The organism is Companilactobacillus kimchiensis (assembly GCF_001438805.1).
In the GTDB taxonomy this organism is placed as follows: domain Bacteria; phylum Bacillota; class Bacilli; order Lactobacillales; family Lactobacillaceae; genus Companilactobacillus; species Companilactobacillus kimchiensis.
The window spans coordinates 70,204-88,825 of record NZ_JQCF01000001.1 but is presented as its reverse complement, the minus strand read 5'-3'; the positions used below and the strand labels follow the sequence as shown (position 1 = coordinate 88,825).

The following is an 18,622-nucleotide window of genomic DNA, read 5'->3' as shown; positions in this document are numbered from 1 at the left end:
TGAGGATGGAATAAATGAAAAAGAAGATTTTTCTACTATTATTAATACCGTTTTTACTGTCAGCGTGTTCAAGTAACACAGTGACCGATAGTAATAAAACCACTACCGAGTCAACCCAAGTAAAAAAACAAAAGACTGTTTCAAAAGCCAATCTTAGTGAAATGAGTAACTGGACTTATCAATCGGGAGACAATCCAGTTAAAATTTTGAATGATGACCAACCAACTACTTTAACGGCAACTGATTTTTCCACGTCACGGATTGATTATTCTAGTTTAGATAGTTTAAATCGAACGGGAACAGCCACCGCGTATCTAACCAGAAACAACCTAGGGAAATCCAAAACCAGAACGGAACAAGTTTGGAAACCAACTGGTTGGCATAATGAGCCTAAACAAATCAATGGTGAACGAGTGATTCCCCAAAATAGAGGACATCTGATTGCCTATACAATGACCTTTAATTTGAATGATAATGGGAAAACTGATCAAGGACATTTGGGAAGTATCAATAATCCTTACAATCTCTTTACGCAAACAGCGTTTTCTAATCAAAAGACGATGACTGAAACTGAACAGTTAGTGCGCACGGCATTGGCCCAGAATAAGAAAGTTATATACCAAGTTACCCCGATTTTTCATGGTGATGATTTAATGGCACGGGGTGTCTGGGTTCAAGCATTATCGACTGACGGCACATTGAAATTCAATCGTTATTTATGGAATGTACAATCAAAAATTCAATTTGATTATGCCACTGGCCGTTCACAAGCGGATAATAATTTTGAGGTAGCGGGGGATGATGGTCGTGTTCAAGTGGTCAATTCACAATATCAAAATCGCAATCATCACAAAAGATATTATCACCATAAGAATAATAATTCCACCAGTTATTAACGCTTTCAAGGGTTCCACGGCTTGCACCGGAGAGGTATAGCCGGTATAATGCTTTAGACTAGAATAAAGAAATGAGGATTATATATTTGATTACAGTTAGTAACGTTAGTTTGCATTATGCAGACCGTAAGTTATTCGATGACGTAAATATTAAGTTTGCTCCCGGAAATTGTTATGGCTTGATTGGTGCCAATGGTGCTGGTAAATCAACCTTTTTAAAAGTATTGTCTGGAGAAATCCAACCATCAACCGGAACGGTTAAATTAGGACCTAATGAACGTTTAGCAACTTTGAAACAGAATCATTTTGATTATGATGACTATACCGTGATGGAAACTGTTTTGATGGGTCACACTGAATTGTATAGTATCATGCAAGAAAAAGATGCTCTCTATGCTAAACCAGATTTTAATGAAGAAGACGGTGCAAAGGCTGCCGATCTTGAATCAAAATTTGGTGAAATGGGTGGCTGGGAAGCTGAAAGTGAAGCTTCTCAAATGCTCCAAGGCTTAAATATTCCTGAAGAATTACATCAAGAAAAAATGGGTACTTTAACTGCTGGTCAAAAGATTAAGGTCTTATTGGCTCAAGCATTGTTTGGTCAACCTGATGTTCTCCTATTGGATGAACCAACTAATGGTTTGGATGTTGACTCAATTGATTGGTTAGAAGAATTTTTGATCAATTTTGAAAATACCGTTATTGTCGTATCCCATGACCGTTATTTCTTGAACAAGGTTTGTACACATATGGCTGATCTTGATTATGGTAAGATTCAACTTTATATGGGTAATTATGACTTCTGGCAAGAATCATCTGAACTTGCTCAAAAATTGATGCAAGATCAAAATGCTAAAAAAGAAGAAAAAATCAAGGAACTTCAAGACTTCGTAGCTCGTTTCTCAGCCAATGCTTCTAAGTCTAAACAAGCAACTTCTCGTAAGAAGATGTTGGAGAAAATCACTTTAGATGATATTCAACCAAGTTCAAGACGTTATCCATTTATCAAATTCGTTCCTAATCGTGAAATTGGAAATGACTTGTTGCAAGTATCTAATTTGTCAGCTTCAATCGATGGCAAAAAAGTGCTTAATAATGTCAGTTTCATTATCAACAAAGATGATAAGGTAGCTTTCTTAGCTAAAAATGATATGGTAACAACAGCACTATTCAGAGTTATTACTGGTGATTTAACACCGGACTCTGGATCAGTTATTTGGGGAGTTACAACCAACCAAGCTTACTTACCAAAAGATTTCAATTCAATGTTTAATGAAGACACACCAATTATCGACTGGTTACGTCAATTCGCTGAAAAGGGTGAAGATGACGATACTTTCCTACGTGGTTTCTTAGGAAGAATGTTGTTCTCTGGTGACGATGTTACTAAATCAGTTAATGTTCTCTCTGGTGGTGAAAAAGTTCGTGTCATGTTATCAAAGATGATGTTACAAAAGATTAACGTACTCTTGTTAGATGACCCAACTAACCATTTGGATCTGGAATCAATTACAGCTTTGAATGACAGTTTGATTGATTATAAGAGTTCAATTCTTTTTGCCTCACATGATCACCAGTTTATTCAAACTATTGCCAACCGTTTGATTTATATTACGGCTGATGGTGTAATTGATCGTGCTGACACGACTTATGATGAATTCCGTGGCAATAAAGAAATAGAGAAACAAATCGCTGAAGCAGATGGCGAATCAATTTAATGAATGATGAAAAAGTCCTGATGTTGGGGCTTTTTTATTTTGTCAAAAATAAAGTGTCAATGATATTTAGTAAATATAAAAATTAATGTTGTCATAATGCCCTAAATAATAAGTTGAATACTTGATATAATTAATTATATCAAGACACAATTAATAGGAGATTATAAAGCATGATTGAAATAAACGACCTCTGTAAAAATTATGGTGATAAAAAAGCCCTTCAACATTTAACTTTGCAAATTAAACAAGGAGAGATTTTTGGCTTTTTAGGTCATAACGGTGCTGGTAAGTCGACCACCATTAAGAGCTTGGTCAGTATTATTGAACCAACTAGTGGATCAATTACGGTTGATGGCATGGAATTAAAAGAACACCGTCAGGAAATCAAAGAAAAAATTGCTTATGTACCGGATACACCTGATATATTTTTACAACTAAGTGCGATGGAATATTGGGATTTGTTAACGGCCGCCTATAATTTATCTGATCAAGATGTTAAACAACGACGCTTGCAGTTAGTTGAATTATTTGGCATGGGGGAACATGTTGACGGAACGATTGCTAGTTTTTCTCACGGGATGCGTCAAAAGGCTATCTTAATTGGGGCTTTGTTGTCTGATCCCGATATTTGGATCTTGGATGAACCGATGCAAGGATTGGATCCTCAGGCAGCTCATGATTTGAAACAATTAATGAAGGCTCATGCTAAAAAGGGTAAGACAGTGATTTTCTCAACTCACAACTTGGATACGGCTCAACAATTATGTGACGACTTAGCCATCTTGAAAAAAGGTCAATTGATTTATAACGGAACAGTCAATGACTTGTTAGCTCAACATGATAATGAATCTCTAGAAGATATTTATCTCCAGATGGCTGGTCGCCAAGATGGTGGTCATTTGGTTGATGATATTGAAGGTGATAACCATGAATAAAAAACAATTGCAGGCCTTGCTGGCAGTTGATCTACGACTGGTAAATCCTCAAGTGACTGACCGATATCGGAAAAAGGGTAAAACTGGTTCCGAATTAACTAAAAAATTAAAAATGCAATTTGTTACGAATACACTGCTTTTTATGCTTATTTATGGTTTTACAATGATTGCGATGAACTTCAGTAAGATGCCAGGATTATTTACTTTTTATGTAGGATTATTTATTTTATTAGGCCTTTCACAAAGTATTTCGGGAATTTATAATATTTTCTTTGCGGGTAAAGATCTGGCCAGTTATTTACCTTTACCATTTCGACAAAAGGAGATTTTTGCTAGCAAAATATTAATTGTCTCTTTTAATGTTATTCCATTTACTTTACCTTTATTGTTAGCATTTTTTCTGACTAGTTGGCGTTCAGGAACGTTATTACCGTTAGCGTTAGCTTTAGCAATCGTTGTTTTTCTGATTGTTTTGACGATCATCCTCTTTTTATGTTCGTTGATTGTTTTTGCCTTAACCAAAACCAAATTATTTCAAGAACATCAAAATTTGATGATGAATATTTTGATGGGTGTGACAATGGTGATAGCTATTGGTGGGATCATGTTTATGAGTGCTGGGGCATCATCGACGACGGTTGATCGACCGGTAATTCAAATATTTCTGCCGTTATTTAATATCTTTGCCAATTCACTATCAATGGAAAGTGGCTTAGCCTGGATCGGATTATTAGTAATATTATTGGTTCTAAGTGGTTTGTTGAAATATTTGATTGTGCCACATTTAAGTGAACAATTAACGCAAACTAATACATTAGCTGTCACAAATTCTAAGAGCCATCAACGAGTTCGCAGACAAGGATTAAAGTCGATTTTAGATGCTTATAATCGTCAGCTATTGGGCGAGCCTAATTTAATGTTGCAAGTAATTACTAATTCAGTGATGATCCCAATTATCTTCATCATTTCATTTGCTTTTGTAAAGGTACCAGCAAACTTACCACTTAAATGGTCGGGAGTATTTTTTGTAGCTGGTTTGGCTTTTAGTGGTATCACAATTAATCAAGCATCATTAGTGGGAAATTTAATTTCATTGGATCGAGAAAATTTTGAATTTATTAAATCTTTGCCAATTTCCATGAAGGAATATTTACAACGAAAATTTAAATTGGGTTATTATTTCCAATTAAGTATTAATACAATAATGATCTTGATTTTGACAATCATTTTGAGAGTTGATTTAATCATGGTATTAGCTTTGATTATTGGTGAAATCTGGGGGACCTATCTGATCAGTCAGCATTATTTTGTTCGTGACTATCGTTTACGATTGACTAATTGGACTAATATTACGCAGTTGTTTAGTCGTGGTGGTGGTAATTTTACCATGATGGGGACAATGTTTATTAGTATTTTATTAGGAGTTATTGTAATCGTAGTTTATAGTTCAGCAATTTTATTTATTAACCAAGCTTGGTTAGTTAATGGAATGGTCGCTATTCTTATTATTGGTTTATCAAGTTGGATCTGGCATAATTATCAACAAAAGTTTTGGAAAAAATTTGATTAGATTAGAAAAAGCGAAGACTGATTATTGTCAGTTTTCGCTTTTTTTGTAGATAATTAATAATCTGGTACTTTGGAATTTATTGATTATTATCGATATAATAATGATAAAAAAGGGGGCAATATGAGCTGGATATTTATAATGATTTTTGCGGCTTTAATGGCAGGATTTGTGCAAGGTGTCACTGGATTTGGTTCGGGAATTGTCATGATGATTTTTTTACCCTCATTATTACCAATTAACCAAAGTGCCGGCGTACAGACAATGACTATGTTGGTTGCTAATGTGATGGTGGTTTGGAGGTACCGCAAGTATTTGAAATGGCAACGGTTAGTCTTGCCATTGATTATATATTTAATGACAGCCTTTAGTTCACTGTACTTAGGTAAGTCTTTGGCTAGTGGTCATTTGAAAATGTTATTAGGGATATTGTTGATTATTTTGACAGTCTATTATTTTTTCATGCATCTCCGTTCAATTGAAATCAAAACGATTCCAATTTACGTAATGATTCTCTTCTCAGTTATTTCAGGTTTCTTCAATGGATTATTCGGAATCGGGGGACCATTGATGGCACTGTATTTTCTAACGATTTCTGACTCGAAGGAAAATTATTTGGCCAGTATTCAAACATTTTTCTTAGTGGATACTTTGCTGATGACAAGTTTGCGTTTTGCTAACGGAATATTAACTCTGAATAGTTTGAAATTTGTTTTAGTTGGTATTGTTGGTGCAGTTATCGGAACTATTTTAGCCAACCGTTTAGTTAGTCATTTGAATATTAAATTAATGACCGTATTCATTTACGGATTCATTGGGGTTAGTGGAGTATATTATTTGATTTCGGCAATTTGAAAACATCTTTGGAATTTCGAGGATATTTTTTTGTACAGAATGGCTACACAGCAAATGATGTATTGAGAAATCGTCGTATTAAAATTGGGCTAAATCTTGATAGTAAGAGGTAGTCGATCATGACAAAGAAAATTTTAGTAGCAATCGATGGTAGTGAAAATTCATTTGATGGATTATACGAGGCAATTGATATGGCGCCTAAAACCCATGCTGATCTAAATCTGATATCCGTTGTTAATGATGCTAACTTACCAACCAATATTGGTGTTTCTTATGAACCGGATTTAACCGAACAATTACAAAAGGATGCCGAATTTAACTTGAGAAAAGCTGAAAGTATCGTTGATAATTCCGGTCTAAAATGTAAAATTAGGGTCTTATATGGAGAACCACAAGATGAAATTATTGATTATGCCAGTAAACATAAAGTGTCATTGATCATTATGGGGAAATGCAGAGCTCGTGGAGTGGAGAGAATTCTCACCCATTCAGTTGGAAATTTTGTCGTTAATCACACCAAAATCAATACTTTAATAGTTAATTAAAATCATCTTGTTATTTTGATTTATTATTACTAATCTTGTAAAACGTCTAAATTAGACGCCTCCAATTAGTAAGATAGTAACTGTAATAAAATAAAGAGGGAGATAATAATATGTCAGAATATGATTATAATTGGATCAAGTATGTAGATGATGTCAATAGAACTCTGAATACATTCTCGACACCAATGCTTAATATTGATGGTGGATCACCAATTCCCATTGAGCGTTCTTATGGGGTTCAACTAAAAAAGGCCACATCTAGTCCAGAATTTAGAATTTTTTATAAAGAAGAAAGTGCTCTCGGAATTGGAAGCGTGAAATATTTACCATTGATCAGAGTAAACTCAATTAATGGGATACGTCCAGGAAATTATAAATATGGGTTTACTGAGAGAAAACCAGATTGGGATTCAAGTGAAACTAATCGTTATAAAATGTAATTTAAATCTTGCCATAAAATTATTAGATATAATCTGATGATTTTATGGCTTTTTCGATGATCAGAGAGCTTTTTATTAATATTTTTCTTAAAGAGTAGTTTAATTAAGGGAGGAGGTATTTTTATGCAATTTGAAAAATTAAGTAATGGTGTTTCAATTCCAATGTTGGGATTTGGAACTTATGAAATTAAAAAGTCCGAAGTTGCCGCTGCAATTCAAGGTGCTTTGGACGCTGGTTATCGTCACTTCGACTGTGCCCATATTTATGGCAACGAAGCTGAAGTTGGCCAAGCCTTTAAAGATTCAGGCATTAAACGTGAAGATCTATTCATCACTTCAAAAGTTTGGAATGCTGATCAAGGTTATGATAAAACACTTGCTGCTTTTGAACAAACCCTAAAAGATTTGCAACTGGATTATCTAGACTTATATTTAATTCACTGGCCTAATGAAGACAACTTCCAATTGAGTTTAGATACTTGGAAAGCTTTGGAAACACTTTATGATCAAGGTAAAGTTAAGTCAATTGGTGTTTCAAACTTCTCTGAAAAACAATTGAATGAAGTCTTTGCCATGGCTAAGGTTAAACCAATGGTTAACCAAATCGAACGTCATCCATATAAGACTCAACAAGAGTTGGCTGCTTTTGATACTAAGAATGGAATTGTTAATGAAGGCTATTCTCCAATTGGACATGGTCACCTCATTTTGGAAGATGCAACGATCAACAAGATTGCTAAGGTACATGGTAAGACACCAGCTCAAGTAGTTCTACGCTGGCAAGTTGATACTGGCTTTGTGATTTTCCCCAAATCATCAAACATTGATCATGTTAAAGCAAATTTTGATATTTTTGATTTTAATCTTTCTGATGAAGAAATAAAAGCCATTAACGGTTTGGATCAAGACAAACATCTTAATTATTAAAATACAAAAGTCTGAATTTTATTTCGGACTTTTTTTATTATGATGAGGGAATTACAAGTCCTGAAATATTTGATGACGAAATATCCAACACGTCTTTTGTGTAAGCGATTTAGATAGTATAATAATAGTAAAATCAAATATAATACTATGGGGTAAAAGAGATGAAAAATGTTATCAAGGTATCAATTATTTCAGCTTTGGCATTACTTTCATTGACAAGTATTACAGGGGTAACAAAAGTTAAGGCTGACTATATTCATACATTTAAACAGGAAAGTTTGTATGCTAGAGGATCGGTCGCTGAAATTGTACCTGATCCAGGGGCGTATTTGTATAATTTTTCGAAGGTCTATGATCGTGCTTTAGCGCCGAATACGGATTGGTATACCGATAAGGTTGATATTCCCGTGGATAATGCTGCAATCCCTAATTGGCGTGTTTCGACTAATGAATGGGTCAGTTCCCAAAACGTGGCCTACGTTCATACTGATTGGGATGCTACGTTTAGTATTGATTCTCCACAAAAAATCTATCAATTTAATAAAGATGATTTTTCTTTCAGTGATACGGGAAGAATGCTGGATGCTGGGAGATGGGCTAGTAATCGTGTAATTGATATGCCCAATCAAACAACTTTGACTCAATATCGTCAGGTAGCTACTAATGAATGGATCAGATTAGTTAGTGGTGAAAACTTTTAAAAATGAAAAGGGATTTGAACTTGGTTCCAGGGCTCAAATTCTTTTTTTAAGCCAATTAGTTGACTAGTCAACTAATGGTTTTTATAATAAGGGTGTTTTAAAATAGCTTGGTATAGTAAAGGAAGTGATGTGCCCTATGGAAATTGAACAAATGGATTTGGAAATGTTATTAAATAAAATTTTTCGATTCAAGCAAGTCAATTTGGATAAACTTCTCAAACCGTATCAGATCACATCTGGACTTTGGCCGTATCTGGCGGTATTGCAGGCTAGCTCCAATATGACTCAGAGTAATCTGACATTAGAATTGAGAAATGATCGGGCCATGACGGCACGAAGTATTGCTAAATTGAAGCAATTGAATTATGTCACTGGAGAACCGGCTAGTCACAACAAACATATGCAATACTTGCGATTAACATCCAAGGCAGAAACAATCATGCCAGAGATTAGGCAAGTAGTTGATAATGCCATGTTAGAGATGACTAGAGGTATTTCTGAAACTGATTTACAGATAACTCAGCAAACGTTACAACAAATTTTATTTAATTTAACCAAAGATAAAACAATTGAATAGTTTCAAACTACTTATAATGAATAGGAAGAAATTAATATGTCATTAAATGCACAACAAATGAGAGATACACGTTACGAATTAAAAAAGAATTTTGAGTTAACGGGACTTTCTAAAGAACAAGTAGCATCTGATTTAGGTATCAGTGTTGTAAAATTAAATCGTATTTTTGAATTGGAACAGAACTCATTAAATGATCCTTTCATTTTACGGGATTATTTACTGGAAAAAGTGACGGAGAATGATAAAACACCTGTAACTTTTACTGCTATGGGTGGAGATATTCATAAGTATTGGTTCTTAGATTACGGTATTGTTGAACAGCGCAGAATGACATCAGGTGATTATTAATAAAATATTTTTAGAGGCCGAGAATTTAATAATTAAATTCTTGGTTTTTTATTTCATGAATATAAAATAAGGGGTTCAGGATATTTTTATTCTATTGATGGATTGAGTGTTACAGTCTTCATAGTAGGAGGGGAATATTATGAATAAATTGGAAACAGAAAATAATATCAAAAAGAGTCAAGAACTTATTAAGGCGTTAGAGGATTTGTTAATCAAACGTGATGATTACAAGACTAACAGTGGTTTACAAGATATCACGGATGTTTTGGAACAAGTCAACAAGACGGTGGCTAAGAATAAATATCCGGAAAGATTAATCAGTAAACTAGTTTCGTACATTTATAGTATGGGTCCAGCTAATAAGATATTTTTCCCTAAAGATCAAGAGAGCTTGATCAATGATTTAGGTGTTATTGGTCAAAAGGCTGGTAATGCAGGTTTGTACTATGCCAGTTTTGATACTAAAGCGGATTTTTTCAAGGGCTTATAAAATAATTATTTATTGTTTAAAAGCAATTGCTAGAAATATGATAATGTTTTATCCTAGTCTTGAATTTTAATTGAGGCGAATAAAATGAAACGTGAAGAAGCAGTAACTTACTTGATGGATCAGATCAGTGATCAAACCTATTCAGCATTATGTTGGAGAATCTCTTATTATGGTATCAGCCACAAAGTAAAACTTCCTAAAGCTGTTATTGATTTGTATAATCAATGTGTAAATAAAAAAGAGAAATATAATGGGATATCCACTGCAGCAATAATGAGTGGCATCTGGTTTCACTTTTAGAAGTAAGAGGTTTTATAAATGGCAATTGTAAATTTTGAAAATAAAAAGATGAATTTGACTAAATTAATATCGTTTGGATTCAGTAAAGATGGCGCAGCATATTCTTATGTAACTCCAATAGTTAATGATCAATTTCAGTTGCGAGTAAGTATTTCAAAGGATGACCAAATAGAAACACATGTAATTGATCAAACTACCAATGAAGAATACGTTTTACATTTAGCAGCGAAAGCCAGTGGAGAATTTGTTGGGCAAGTAGCCGCTGAATATCGACAAGTTTTAGCTGAAATTAAGAACGATTGTTATGACGATGATGTGTTTAAATCCTCACAAGCTATAACCATAATTAAATATGTAAATAAAATATATGAGAACCAGTTGGAATTCTTATGGGAAAAATTTCCTAAAAATGCTATTTGGCGTAGAAATGATACACATAAGTGGTATGGGGCGCTATTGACTGTTAAAAAATCTAAGCTAGGGATAGATTCTGAAGAAGAAGTTACCGTATTAGATATGCGCGGCAATGTAACTGAGATAGAAAAAATAGTTGATGGACAAAACTATTTTCCAGGTTATCATATGAATAAGAAAAATTGGTATACGATAATTCTTGATGATTCAGTAGCTAATAACGAAATTTTTGAACGGTTACAAGATAGTTATGCTTTAGCAAAATAAAAACGTTAATTTAAGTTAGTTTTAATAACTAATTAGATTAACGCTTATTTTTTTGTGATATGATAAAAAGATAATTTTCAAGGAGGTAGTGTTATGACCATTAAATTAGTTGCCTTTGATATGGATGGAACATTCCTCAATGACAAAAATACGTATAATCATCAACGCTTTGGAGAGATTCTCAAGCAATTACGCGCCAAAGATATTCGGGTTGTTGCTGCCAGTGGCTCACAGTATCAACGTTTACAGGACCAGTTTTCCGAGTTTAAATCTGAAATGGATTTTGTCTCTCAAAATGGAGCAGCTGTTTACAGTAATGGGGAGCCGTTATTGATCCGTGCTATGCCAGAAGAAGCTGTTACCGCTACTTTAGATGTAATCAATCATCAATTTGCTGAAACTGATATTGCCGAGCACTTGGTGGTTGGGGTCAAATCAGCTTATGTTGATCAAACGATTTCACAGGCAGCTTATGATTTAACCTATCATTATTACAATCATTTAAAACGTGTCACTGATTTAGCTACAGTGACACCACAACGTTTGCAAGATCAAATTACTAGTATTGGAATCACATTTGAACCTCACGTGGATTTCAATGCTAAAATCACTGATCTGCGCCAGTCATTGCCAAGTGGATTATCCAGTCAGACATCGGGATATAACACGGAGTTAATCAGTGATAATTCAGTCAATAAGGCGGCTGGATTATTAGAATTACAACATAAATACAATATTGCTAATGATGAAATTATGACTTTTGGTGATAATGAGAATGATTTAAGTATGTTGAAATTGACGCCCTATGGTTATGTAGTCGATAATGCAGAACCTAAAATCAAAAATCAAGTGACTCATTTGACGGAATCTAATAATGATGAGGGTGTCTTGAACGTGTTGAATCAATTAGTTTCATAAAAAAGTAAACCAAAAAGAGAATCCAGTTAATAGGATTCTCTTTTTTGTTTGTCCTGTAGTTATTCCCAAGCAACAGTCATTAATTGCTTTTCATTTTGAGGGTGCTGTAATTCATCAACCAGTGCTAAAGCCATGTCAGCGTAACTAATTGATGAATTACCATTGTGATCGTGAAGTAGAACGTCATGACCAGTTTGATAATAACCAGTTTTATCGCCACTAGGAAGATAGTTCATTGGAGGGGCCATGTAGGTCCAATCAATATTACTATTTTGCAGAATCTGCCGTGCTTTCAGATGATTACGACTGGAATTACGCATGATGATTGGTAACTTGTCACCAACGGTTTTAGTACGACTATCGTCGATAAATAAGGTTGATCCCGAACCAACAACAATTAGTCGAGTATCAGTACCAGTTAAAATATCAGTAAGATGTTGATTAACTCGTGGATAGTCACTTTTTTTAGATGAAGCAAAAGTACAAATGACTGCATCAAATGGACGTAAGTCTTCGGCTGTCAGAGAAAAAATATCCTTTTCGATAGTGGGAACGTCAATTGTTAAACGAGTTTCATTGCGGACGATGGCAGTGACGTTAATTCTTCGGTCGAGAGCTACTTGTAAAACAGCATTACCGGTTTTTCCGGTAGCGCCAATAATCCCTAAGTTCATATTAAAATCTCCCTATGTATATTACTTAACACACAAATAATACATCATTATTTCATAAATTCATCAATATTTTTTAAGCTTAGTTAAATAAAGCAACGGTAAGATAACAGTATCAATTAAAGATATTAATTAGAAATTTAAATATAAATATAAAAAGGAGTGATGATAATGCGTTGGATACCATTATTAGTCGTGTTAGTTATTTCAATTGTCAGTGGATTGTCCATTATCATGACAACTGAGAATTTTGAAAATCGTCGATTTTATTTGCTTAGTTTAGTCTATTTAACATTTTTGGGGACAATTTTATTTACCCCAATATCCTTTGATGGGACAGCAGTTTATGTTATGCCAGCGGGAATTGGGAGTGTTAATTTACATCAATTAGAGATTTTTGAAATCGGTTTTGCGGAAAATATTATTTTAACAGTTCCATTAGGATTTTTGATCAAGCGTTTCTTTGCGCAAATATCATTGATCTCAACTATGCTACTAGGTTTAGTTATCGGTGGAGGAATTGAAACTATGCAGTATTTCTTATCACATATTTTCTTGATCAACCGAACGAGTGATATCAACGATGTGATTGCTAATGCTAGTGGAATTGTTATCGGAGCTATTTTGTTAATAGTTTATGAATATATTATTAATAGATCCAGTAAGACAGCGAACGTTTCCAATAAATAAAGTATATCTGTATGGGATGAATTTGGTTCATTCCATATTTTTGTGAGTGGGTCAAAATAATGAGATTCTTTGAGCTTTTAGTCGTTTAAATATTGATATTATTCATTAAATATTATTAACTGTACTATGAATAGAATAATAAAGTATAAAATAAATTTGCTAAAAATGAATGAGGGAAAATAAATGAAAGTGAAATCAGTTGATAATCTGGTCTTTATTGGGATGGTTTTAATTCTAATCTACCAATATACACTACTGTATCTAAGTGTAATTGATGGATCGTGGTTGAATTTTCTGATAGTGGCATTGGTTTTTATTTTGGGACTAATATTAGGGCGAACAACTTACATTATTTTGGGAAGTGCTTTGTCATTTGTCAGTATGTGTGCTGGGGGCTTCATGTTATTGATTCCGTATACGCGGACACTTTATTTTTGGCCAGCAATTGCATTATTGACAATCACGCCATTAACAACTTATTTGATGTATTTATTGGATCATCAATTATTGAAGCGAAAGGCTTTGGCACAAGAATTAGCACATTTACAACAAGAAAAACCTGATTTGGAAGTTATTACGGGGGCTCTGAATGAACGGGCTTTAAATATTGATGTGTCTCGAGAATTAAAGTTGGTTTATTATCATGAACAAGATTATCGATTTACTTTAACAATGGTCAAAATAGATTTTTTAGAAAATATTGTTAATTTTTTGGGAAATCAGCGTTTCAATAGTTTATTGCGAGCCACAGCTGATCATCTAAATGAGATGTTATTTACCGTGGATCATTTATATTATATTGGAACTGGCCGATTCGTAATTCTATCACCAATGTTAGGAGCTGATAATGCGCCTATCATGAAACAGAAAATCAAAGATCATATTGATGACATTGCTGAAGAGTTTGGTTTAGCACGAAATGCCCTAGTATTGAGGATGGGGCAAATTACTTATTCAACACAGGATAAAGTCAGAAACGACAATGTTGAGGATACTTTGGCACGATTAGAACGTAGTGCTGAAACCGATATTGTTAAAGAATATTTATAATAGAGAGGTAATCAAATGGCAGCTGGGAAATTCAGTTGGTTATTTTCGTTTAGTTTAGTTATTACGATCATGTTTGCCATCGTAGTTATTGTTTTATCGATTTGCTGGTGGCAAATTTTTAAATTAACGATTCGTCATTTTAATACGGAGGATAAACATCATGATTGATGGCTTGTATGTTACGGCAATTATTACAATTTGGCTGTCGATTTTTATGACTATTGTGACTTTGTCTGGTGGTGTAATATTCATTTTTAAACATATGCATCATACCAATATTGACGATTTACCACCGTTAGTACGTTATCCACGAGTGACTCTAGTTGTTCCGGCTCATAATGAGGAATTGGTGGTGCAAGATACAGTTAAGGCAATCCTGAATTTAAATTATCCGCATGACCGATATGAACTTTTAGTTTATGCAGATAACTGTAATGACCATACGGCTGATCGTGTACGGGAATTAAACCAGTTAAAACAGTTTCATGGTCGGAATTTCCGTGTTATCGAAAGAACTGGTACAGGTGGTAAAGCAGGTGTGTTAAATGATGCACTCAAAGTGTCAACTGGTGAGTATCTTGGTGTTTATGACGCTGATGCTGCTCCAGAGACCAATGCACTTTATTTTTTGATTCAAAAAATTTTGGAAGATCCAGTTAAATATGCGGCGGCATTTGGTCGTAATAAAACTCGTAATTATCAACAAAATTTTTTAACCAGATGTATAAATTTAGAAATCGTTAATACTCAACGGATTCAGCATACAGGTTTGTGGCAATTATTTAAGATAGGTCGAATTCCCGGGACCAATTTTATTATTAACAAAAAAATTGTTCAATCGATCGGTGGTTGGAATGATGGTGCTTTAACTGAGGACACTGCAATTTCATTTAGTTTAATGCGCTCTGGAAAATTGATTGCTTTAGCTCATCGAGCGGAAGCCTTTCAACAGGAACCGGAGACATTGTTTGCTTATTATAATCAACGTAAACGTTGGGCTCGTGGAAATTACGAGGTTATATTGGAGAATATGAAGTATCTTTTTGATCGAACTCCATGGCGAATTAAATTGGAAGTGTTTTATTATCTGTGTACTTTTTTTTGGTTTAATGCTGCCATTATTATTTCAAATTTAATCTTTGTATTTAATATTAGTATTGCTGGAATTAGAGAGTTCTTTCCCCAAGTACATCAAATAGTAGCGTTAGGAGCACCGATGTCTGTTCTTTTCATGGTCAACTGGTTATTAATGTTTTTCTTGTATTTATTACAGATGAATATTGCTTTGGCCAGCGATTATGGTCAGGAAACAGTGAAAAACTTTTTCTATACATTGATTTCATATTTTACCTATGCGCAACTCTTTATTATTGTCTCATTTGCTGCAATTTGGGATATGATACGAGATAAAATTACTGGACAACGTCATACGAAGTGGTATAAAACCCAGAGATTCTAATGGAGGTAAGAATGTTTAAAAAGCATAAGTATCAGTGGTTGATTGGTGGGTTAATTATTTTGGTGGCTTTAGCAATTGGAACGGCTATTTATAGTACAACTCAATCGACCCAAAATACATCTAGTGTCGATGAATCAACGATTAAATCGCACTATCAAACCTGGGAAAAATCCTATCTGATAACTAATCATCAACAAAATTTCATCAAAACAAATGACAGCGGCAATTTGAAAACATTATCAGAATCACAAGGTTATGGGATGTTGATCACTGTTATGGCGGCTAAACAGGGTTTTGGCAGTCAAAAGACATTTGATAAATTAACACGCTATTATTTGGCTCATCAAATTGATTCAAGCAATCCCTTAATGGCCTGGCGTCAACAACAAAAGAATGGAAAAATGATTAGCACTAAGGCTGAAAAAACTAGTGCTACTGATGGTGATCTGGATATTGCTTATGCTTTGATTTTGGCGGATGAGCAATGGGGTAGTAAAGGTGATTTGAAATATAACAACCTCGCCAAACAATTGTTAAGTGCTATTCAAAAAAGAGAAATTAATCCGACTACTAAATTACCAAAAGTAGGGGATTGGTCGACTAGCGCTAGTACAGTTGATTTAGTTCGTACTTCTGATTTGATGACGGCCTATTTCCGTAAATTTGCCAGCTATACTCAGGATGGAAGTTGGTCTAAAGTGGCCCAAAATAGTCAAACTGTTTTGAAAAAATTAAGTGATCAACAGTCAACTGGATTGATGGCTGATTTTGTGACTGTTAGTGGCACACAATTGAAAACCGGTAGTGTTAAGGCTAAGCAAGTTGCCTCTGAATATGATAATCAATACGGATTTAATGCTTGTCGAATTCCTTGGCGGGTAGCTTATGATTATCAATTGAATCATAGTCAGATTAGTAAATCGATCGTTCAGAAAATGAATCGATTCTTTGTGACAAGAAGAAAGATTACTGCCGTTTATACCTTAAATGGTAAGGCGGTTGAGTCATATACAAATGTTGCTTTTACGGCACCAGTAGCTTATGCAGCAGAAGTTCTTTCCAATCAAACGCTCAAGACTCGTTATACCAGTTCGTTAACGTCCAAAATGTCGACCAATAATTATTATCCAGCAACAATTCAGATGCTGACACTTTTAGCTAGTGGGAGTCTTGGGGAAAGTCAAAAATAAAAAGATTAATCCAATTTTTCAACTGGGTTAATCTTTTTATTGCAGAATTATTTTCTATGCTTTTACTTAGATATGTGTTGTTAAAGGGAAAAAGAAAGCTGGAATTTAAAACAAAAGGAAAAGGATTTAAGATATAATAAGTACATTTATAGTACAAAAGCGTGAGAAAAAATATAACTTTTCCCGAATAACTTTTTGTTTAGATTATTTTATTTAAGATATCTTTCTTCAATATTATTTTCTTCAGATAGTAATTTTTTAATGCGTAATCTAGTTTCAACCAATTCGTCATTTAGTTTGTCACGATAGTATTGTTGAACTAGTTGTTTCATAGAATCGATTAGATAGTCTTGACCATCCCAATTGAGGTTGCCATCTTTGACAAATTTTTTAGCGACTTCATCAAAATCCTTTTTAGTCCATTCTGTGTTCTTTGAATGTGTAGATCGATCCTCCAACTCATGTAAAACATCCATGGCTTGACCTTCGAAAGAACGGACTTGGTCAAAATAGATATTTTGAATATACGGATTAGTTATTCGGTCGATTTCTTCGAGATTAGTGTCGTAGGTAATACCTTTGATTGAAAATATTTGAAAGAGGCCGGGATAGATTTCATTAAAGATTCGCTCTTTAACACCTGATTCATCATCTCTTAAGACGTGATCCTTTAGGTTTGGTGATATGTCTTACAATTACGTCGTCAGGATGAAAATTACCGTTAGTTACATCAATGAGCTTATTGAAGGTAACATTTGACTTATAACCATAGTTATTTACCACATTTAGAACTTTTAGTTTTAAGAATGCATTAAGGTCACCATAATATAGATAATTACTATTAGTTCCGAGAACAGTTGCAAGACGATCCATTGTAGATTTTTTTGGCAAACCGCGGCCTTTTTCCCATTCATTTATGGTGCTTTTACCACTAACGCCAATAATGTTGGCAAGTTCTTGCATGCTGAGGTTTTTAGTCTTTCGAAGTTGCATTAATCGTAATCCAAAATCGGTTCTTGAAATATTTTCCATAAAGACACCATCCATAATAGTCATTTGAATATTTAAAAAGTACAATCAATGTACAAAAGTGTATTTGATTGTTATATAATATAAGTTGTATTCAATGTTTCATACTATAAGTATATTCTATTTCCCTTTTATATTGAAAATATTAGAGAAGCCTGATGAATACTTTTGTACGGAGACATCGTAATAATTTATTAGATTTCGATGATGTAATTTAATGATCATAGAGTTGGTAACAGTCGAATTTTTGACTTTTATCTTCGGTTTAACTTTGAGAACAAGAGCGTATTCTGATTTTTTGGCTATCTTATAAATATCTAATGAGATGACTTTATAATTATTCCATTTAAAGGGTCCATCTTGAGAATCAATTGTTTTTTTGGCAATTTTGATAAATTGACCTTTTTGATATTTATTTAATTTGTGAGTATTGGTTTGGCTATTTTCCAAAATAACGGTTCGACCACTAACGTTATAGTAGGGTGCAGAATGATAGTTTTGGTACATTTTTGGTATTCCAAAGACTCCAATGAGTATCAGTCCACAAAGGACCCAAATAATAGCAGTGATTCGTTTTTTTGATTTTTCAGTTGTCATGTTTCTCCCCTAGGCTTTAATAAAAAACGTTTCACAGT

24 protein-coding genes are annotated in these 18,622 nt (G+C 34.0%); 20 read left to right on the top strand and 4 right to left on the bottom strand.

The genetic code is table 11. The features are described from left to right. Nucleotides 1–14 precede the first annotated feature (14 nt). The 15 genes from IV57_RS00490 (at nt 15) to IV57_RS00420 (ending at nt 11,898) form a co-directional block, all read left to right on the top strand. The gene (locus IV57_RS00490; RefSeq protein WP_057879522.1) at nt 15–896 is read left to right on the top strand and encodes a DNA/RNA non-specific endonuclease; all 882 of its coding nucleotides are present in this window, start codon (nt 15–17) and stop codon (nt 894–896) included. Between the two features lie 86 nt (nt 897–982). Further along, on the top strand, nt 983–2,614 hold the full coding sequence (locus tag IV57_RS00485; protein WP_057879521.1) for an ABC-F family ATP-binding cassette domain-containing protein: 1,632 nt from the start codon (nt 983–985) through the stop codon (nt 2,612–2,614). A 170-nt stretch (nt 2,615–2,784) separates the two neighbouring features. Further along, a complete protein-coding gene (locus IV57_RS00480; protein WP_057879520.1) occupies nt 2,785–3,549 on the top strand; it encodes an ABC transporter ATP-binding protein in 765 nt (254 codons plus the stop codon). Beyond that, on the top strand, nt 3,542–5,119 hold the full coding sequence (locus tag IV57_RS00475) for a hypothetical protein (RefSeq protein WP_057879519.1): 1,578 nt from the start codon (nt 3,542–3,544) through the stop codon (nt 5,117–5,119). Before IV57_RS00480 ends, IV57_RS00475 begins: the two co-directional genes overlap by 8 nt. A 120-nt stretch (nt 5,120–5,239) precedes the next feature. Next, nucleotides 5,240–5,971: a sulfite exporter TauE/SafE family protein gene (locus IV57_RS00470; protein WP_057879518.1), complete on the top strand. Its 732-nt coding sequence runs from the start codon at nt 5,240–5,242 to the stop codon at nt 5,969–5,971. A gap of 119 nt (nt 5,972–6,090) precedes the next feature. Further along, nucleotides 6,091–6,516 carry a universal stress protein gene (locus IV57_RS00465; protein WP_057879517.1) on the top strand — a complete coding sequence of 142 codons (426 nt, stop codon included), beginning with the start codon at nt 6,091–6,093 and terminating at the stop codon, nt 6,514–6,516. 110 nt (nt 6,517–6,626) lie between these two features. After that, entirely contained in the window at nt 6,627–6,956 is a 330-nt protein-coding gene (locus IV57_RS00460) for a hypothetical protein (protein WP_057879516.1), read from the top strand. 123 nt (nt 6,957–7,079) lie between these two features. Further along, a complete protein-coding gene (locus IV57_RS00455; protein ID WP_057879515.1) occupies nt 7,080–7,883 on the top strand; it encodes an aldo/keto reductase in 804 nt (267 codons plus the stop codon). Between the two features lie 161 nt (nt 7,884–8,044). Then, nucleotides 8,045–8,584, top strand: coding sequence for a hypothetical protein (locus IV57_RS00450; RefSeq protein WP_057879514.1), 540 nt, complete (start codon nt 8,045–8,047; stop codon nt 8,582–8,584). A gap of 136 nt (nt 8,585–8,720) precedes the next feature. Continuing rightward, a complete protein-coding gene (locus IV57_RS00445; RefSeq protein WP_057879513.1) occupies nt 8,721–9,161 on the top strand; it encodes a MarR family winged helix-turn-helix transcriptional regulator in 441 nt (146 codons plus the stop codon). Nucleotides 9,162–9,197: 36 nt separating this feature from the next. Continuing rightward, nucleotides 9,198–9,509 carry a DUF2316 family protein gene (locus tag IV57_RS00440; RefSeq protein ID WP_057879512.1) on the top strand — a complete coding sequence of 104 codons (312 nt, stop codon included), beginning with the start codon at nt 9,198–9,200 and terminating at the stop codon, nt 9,507–9,509. A 139-nt stretch (nt 9,510–9,648) separates the two neighbouring features. After that, on the top strand, nt 9,649–9,999 hold the full coding sequence (locus tag IV57_RS00435; protein ID WP_057879511.1) for a bacteriocin immunity protein: 351 nt from the start codon (nt 9,649–9,651) through the stop codon (nt 9,997–9,999). 84 nt (nt 10,000–10,083) lie between these two features. Beyond that, on the top strand, nt 10,084–10,299 hold the full coding sequence (locus tag IV57_RS00430; RefSeq protein ID WP_057879510.1) for a hypothetical protein: 216 nt from the start codon (nt 10,084–10,086) through the stop codon (nt 10,297–10,299). Nucleotides 10,300–10,317: 18 nt separating this feature from the next. Beyond that, on the top strand, nt 10,318–10,980 hold the full coding sequence (locus IV57_RS00425) for an MmcQ/YjbR family DNA-binding protein (protein ID WP_057879509.1): 663 nt from the start codon (nt 10,318–10,320) through the stop codon (nt 10,978–10,980). A gap of 93 nt (nt 10,981–11,073) precedes the next feature. After that, nucleotides 11,074–11,898, top strand: a complete 825-nt coding sequence (locus IV57_RS00420; protein WP_057879508.1) for a Cof-type HAD-IIB family hydrolase — start codon at nt 11,074–11,076, stop codon at nt 11,896–11,898. A gap of 59 nt (nt 11,899–11,957) precedes the next feature. Here the strand turns inward: IV57_RS00420 and IV57_RS00415 are convergent, their stop codons facing one another. After that, nucleotides 11,958–12,572, bottom strand: coding sequence for an NAD(P)-dependent oxidoreductase (locus IV57_RS00415; protein WP_057879507.1), 615 nt, complete (start codon nt 12,570–12,572; stop codon nt 11,958–11,960). 168 nt (nt 12,573–12,740) lie between these two features. Between IV57_RS00415 and IV57_RS00410 the strand changes: the two genes are divergently transcribed. The 5 genes from IV57_RS00410 (at nt 12,741) to IV57_RS00395 (ending at nt 16,958) form a co-directional block, all read left to right on the top strand. Continuing rightward, nucleotides 12,741–13,259 (top strand): VanZ family protein, encoded by a 519-nt coding sequence (locus IV57_RS00410; protein WP_057879506.1) that lies wholly within the window; start codon nt 12,741–12,743, stop codon nt 13,257–13,259. A 183-nt stretch (nt 13,260–13,442) separates the two neighbouring features. Further along, nucleotides 13,443–14,309: a diguanylate cyclase domain-containing protein gene (locus IV57_RS00405; protein WP_057879505.1), complete on the top strand. Its 867-nt coding sequence runs from the start codon at nt 13,443–13,445 to the stop codon at nt 14,307–14,309. A gap of 15 nt (nt 14,310–14,324) precedes the next feature. Then, on the top strand, nt 14,325–14,477 hold the full coding sequence (locus IV57_RS13065; protein ID WP_157051863.1) for a hypothetical protein: 153 nt from the start codon (nt 14,325–14,327) through the stop codon (nt 14,475–14,477). Continuing rightward, complete coding sequence (locus IV57_RS00400; protein WP_057879504.1) at nt 14,470–15,768, top strand: glycosyltransferase family 2 protein; 1,299 nt, start codon at nt 14,470–14,472, stop codon at nt 15,766–15,768. The genes IV57_RS13065 and IV57_RS00400 overlap by 8 nt, the downstream gene beginning before the upstream one ends. A gap of 11 nt (nt 15,769–15,779) precedes the next feature. After that, on the top strand, nt 15,780–16,958 hold the full coding sequence (locus IV57_RS00395; protein ID WP_057879503.1) for a family 8 glycosyl hydrolase: 1,179 nt from the start codon (nt 15,780–15,782) through the stop codon (nt 16,956–16,958). A 209-nt stretch (nt 16,959–17,167) separates the two neighbouring features. Here the strand turns inward: IV57_RS00395 and IV57_RS00390 are convergent, their stop codons facing one another. From IV57_RS00390 to IV57_RS00380, 3 genes are all read right to left on the bottom strand, one after another. Next, nucleotides 17,168–17,434: a hypothetical protein gene (locus IV57_RS00390; protein ID WP_057879502.1), complete on the bottom strand. Its 267-nt coding sequence runs from the start codon at nt 17,432–17,434 to the stop codon at nt 17,168–17,170. A gap of 172 nt (nt 17,435–17,606) precedes the next feature. Next, nucleotides 17,607–17,990, bottom strand: coding sequence for a helix-turn-helix domain-containing protein (locus IV57_RS00385; protein ID WP_057879501.1), 384 nt, complete (start codon nt 17,988–17,990; stop codon nt 17,607–17,609). Between the two features lie 117 nt (nt 17,991–18,107). Then, entirely contained in the window at nt 18,108–18,584 is a 477-nt protein-coding gene (locus IV57_RS00380; RefSeq protein WP_057879500.1) for a hypothetical protein, read from the bottom strand. Between the last annotated feature and the right edge of the window lie 38 nt (nt 18,585–18,622).

Coding starts and splice junctions, on each gene's coding strand:
- IV57_RS00490 (WP_057879522.1), top strand. CDS start 15: ATGAAAAAGAAGATTTTTCTACTATTATTAATACCGTTTTTACTGTCA.
- IV57_RS00480 (WP_057879520.1), top strand. CDS start 2,785: ATGATTGAAATAAACGACCTCTGTAAAAATTATGGTGATAAAAAAGCC.
- IV57_RS00475 (WP_057879519.1), top strand. CDS start 3,542: ATGAATAAAAAACAATTGCAGGCCTTGCTGGCAGTTGATCTACGACTG.
- IV57_RS00470 (WP_057879518.1), top strand. CDS start 5,240: ATGAGCTGGATATTTATAATGATTTTTGCGGCTTTAATGGCAGGATTT.
- IV57_RS00465 (WP_057879517.1), top strand. CDS start 6,091: ATGACAAAGAAAATTTTAGTAGCAATCGATGGTAGTGAAAATTCATTT.
- IV57_RS00460 (WP_057879516.1), top strand. CDS start 6,627: ATGTCAGAATATGATTATAATTGGATCAAGTATGTAGATGATGTCAAT.
- IV57_RS00455 (WP_057879515.1), top strand. CDS start 7,080: ATGCAATTTGAAAAATTAAGTAATGGTGTTTCAATTCCAATGTTGGGA.
- IV57_RS00450 (WP_057879514.1), top strand. CDS start 8,045: ATGAAAAATGTTATCAAGGTATCAATTATTTCAGCTTTGGCATTACTT.
- IV57_RS00445 (WP_057879513.1), top strand. CDS start 8,721: ATGGAAATTGAACAAATGGATTTGGAAATGTTATTAAATAAAATTTTT.
- IV57_RS00440 (WP_057879512.1), top strand. CDS start 9,198: ATGTCATTAAATGCACAACAAATGAGAGATACACGTTACGAATTAAAA.
- IV57_RS00435 (WP_057879511.1), top strand. CDS start 9,649: ATGAATAAATTGGAAACAGAAAATAATATCAAAAAGAGTCAAGAACTT.
- IV57_RS00430 (WP_057879510.1), top strand. CDS start 10,084: ATGAAACGTGAAGAAGCAGTAACTTACTTGATGGATCAGATCAGTGAT.
- IV57_RS00425 (WP_057879509.1), top strand. CDS start 10,318: ATGGCAATTGTAAATTTTGAAAATAAAAAGATGAATTTGACTAAATTA.
- IV57_RS00420 (WP_057879508.1), top strand. CDS start 11,074: ATGACCATTAAATTAGTTGCCTTTGATATGGATGGAACATTCCTCAAT.
- IV57_RS00415 (WP_057879507.1), bottom strand. CDS start 12,572: ATGAACTTAGGGATTATTGGCGCTACCGGAAAAACCGGTAATGCTGTT.
- IV57_RS00410 (WP_057879506.1), top strand. CDS start 12,741: ATGCGTTGGATACCATTATTAGTCGTGTTAGTTATTTCAATTGTCAGT.
- IV57_RS00405 (WP_057879505.1), top strand. CDS start 13,443: ATGAAAGTGAAATCAGTTGATAATCTGGTCTTTATTGGGATGGTTTTA.
- IV57_RS13065 (WP_157051863.1), top strand. CDS start 14,325: ATGGCAGCTGGGAAATTCAGTTGGTTATTTTCGTTTAGTTTAGTTATT.
- IV57_RS00400 (WP_057879504.1), top strand. CDS start 14,470: ATGATTGATGGCTTGTATGTTACGGCAATTATTACAATTTGGCTGTCG.
- IV57_RS00395 (WP_057879503.1), top strand. CDS start 15,780: ATGTTTAAAAAGCATAAGTATCAGTGGTTGATTGGTGGGTTAATTATT.
- IV57_RS00390 (WP_057879502.1), bottom strand. CDS start 17,434: ATGGATGTTTTACATGAGTTGGAGGATCGATCTACACATTCAAAGAAC.
- IV57_RS00385 (WP_057879501.1), bottom strand. CDS start 17,990: ATGGAAAATATTTCAAGAACCGATTTTGGATTACGATTAATGCAACTT.
- IV57_RS00380 (WP_057879500.1), bottom strand. CDS start 18,584: ATGACAACTGAAAAATCAAAAAAACGAATCACTGCTATTATTTGGGTC.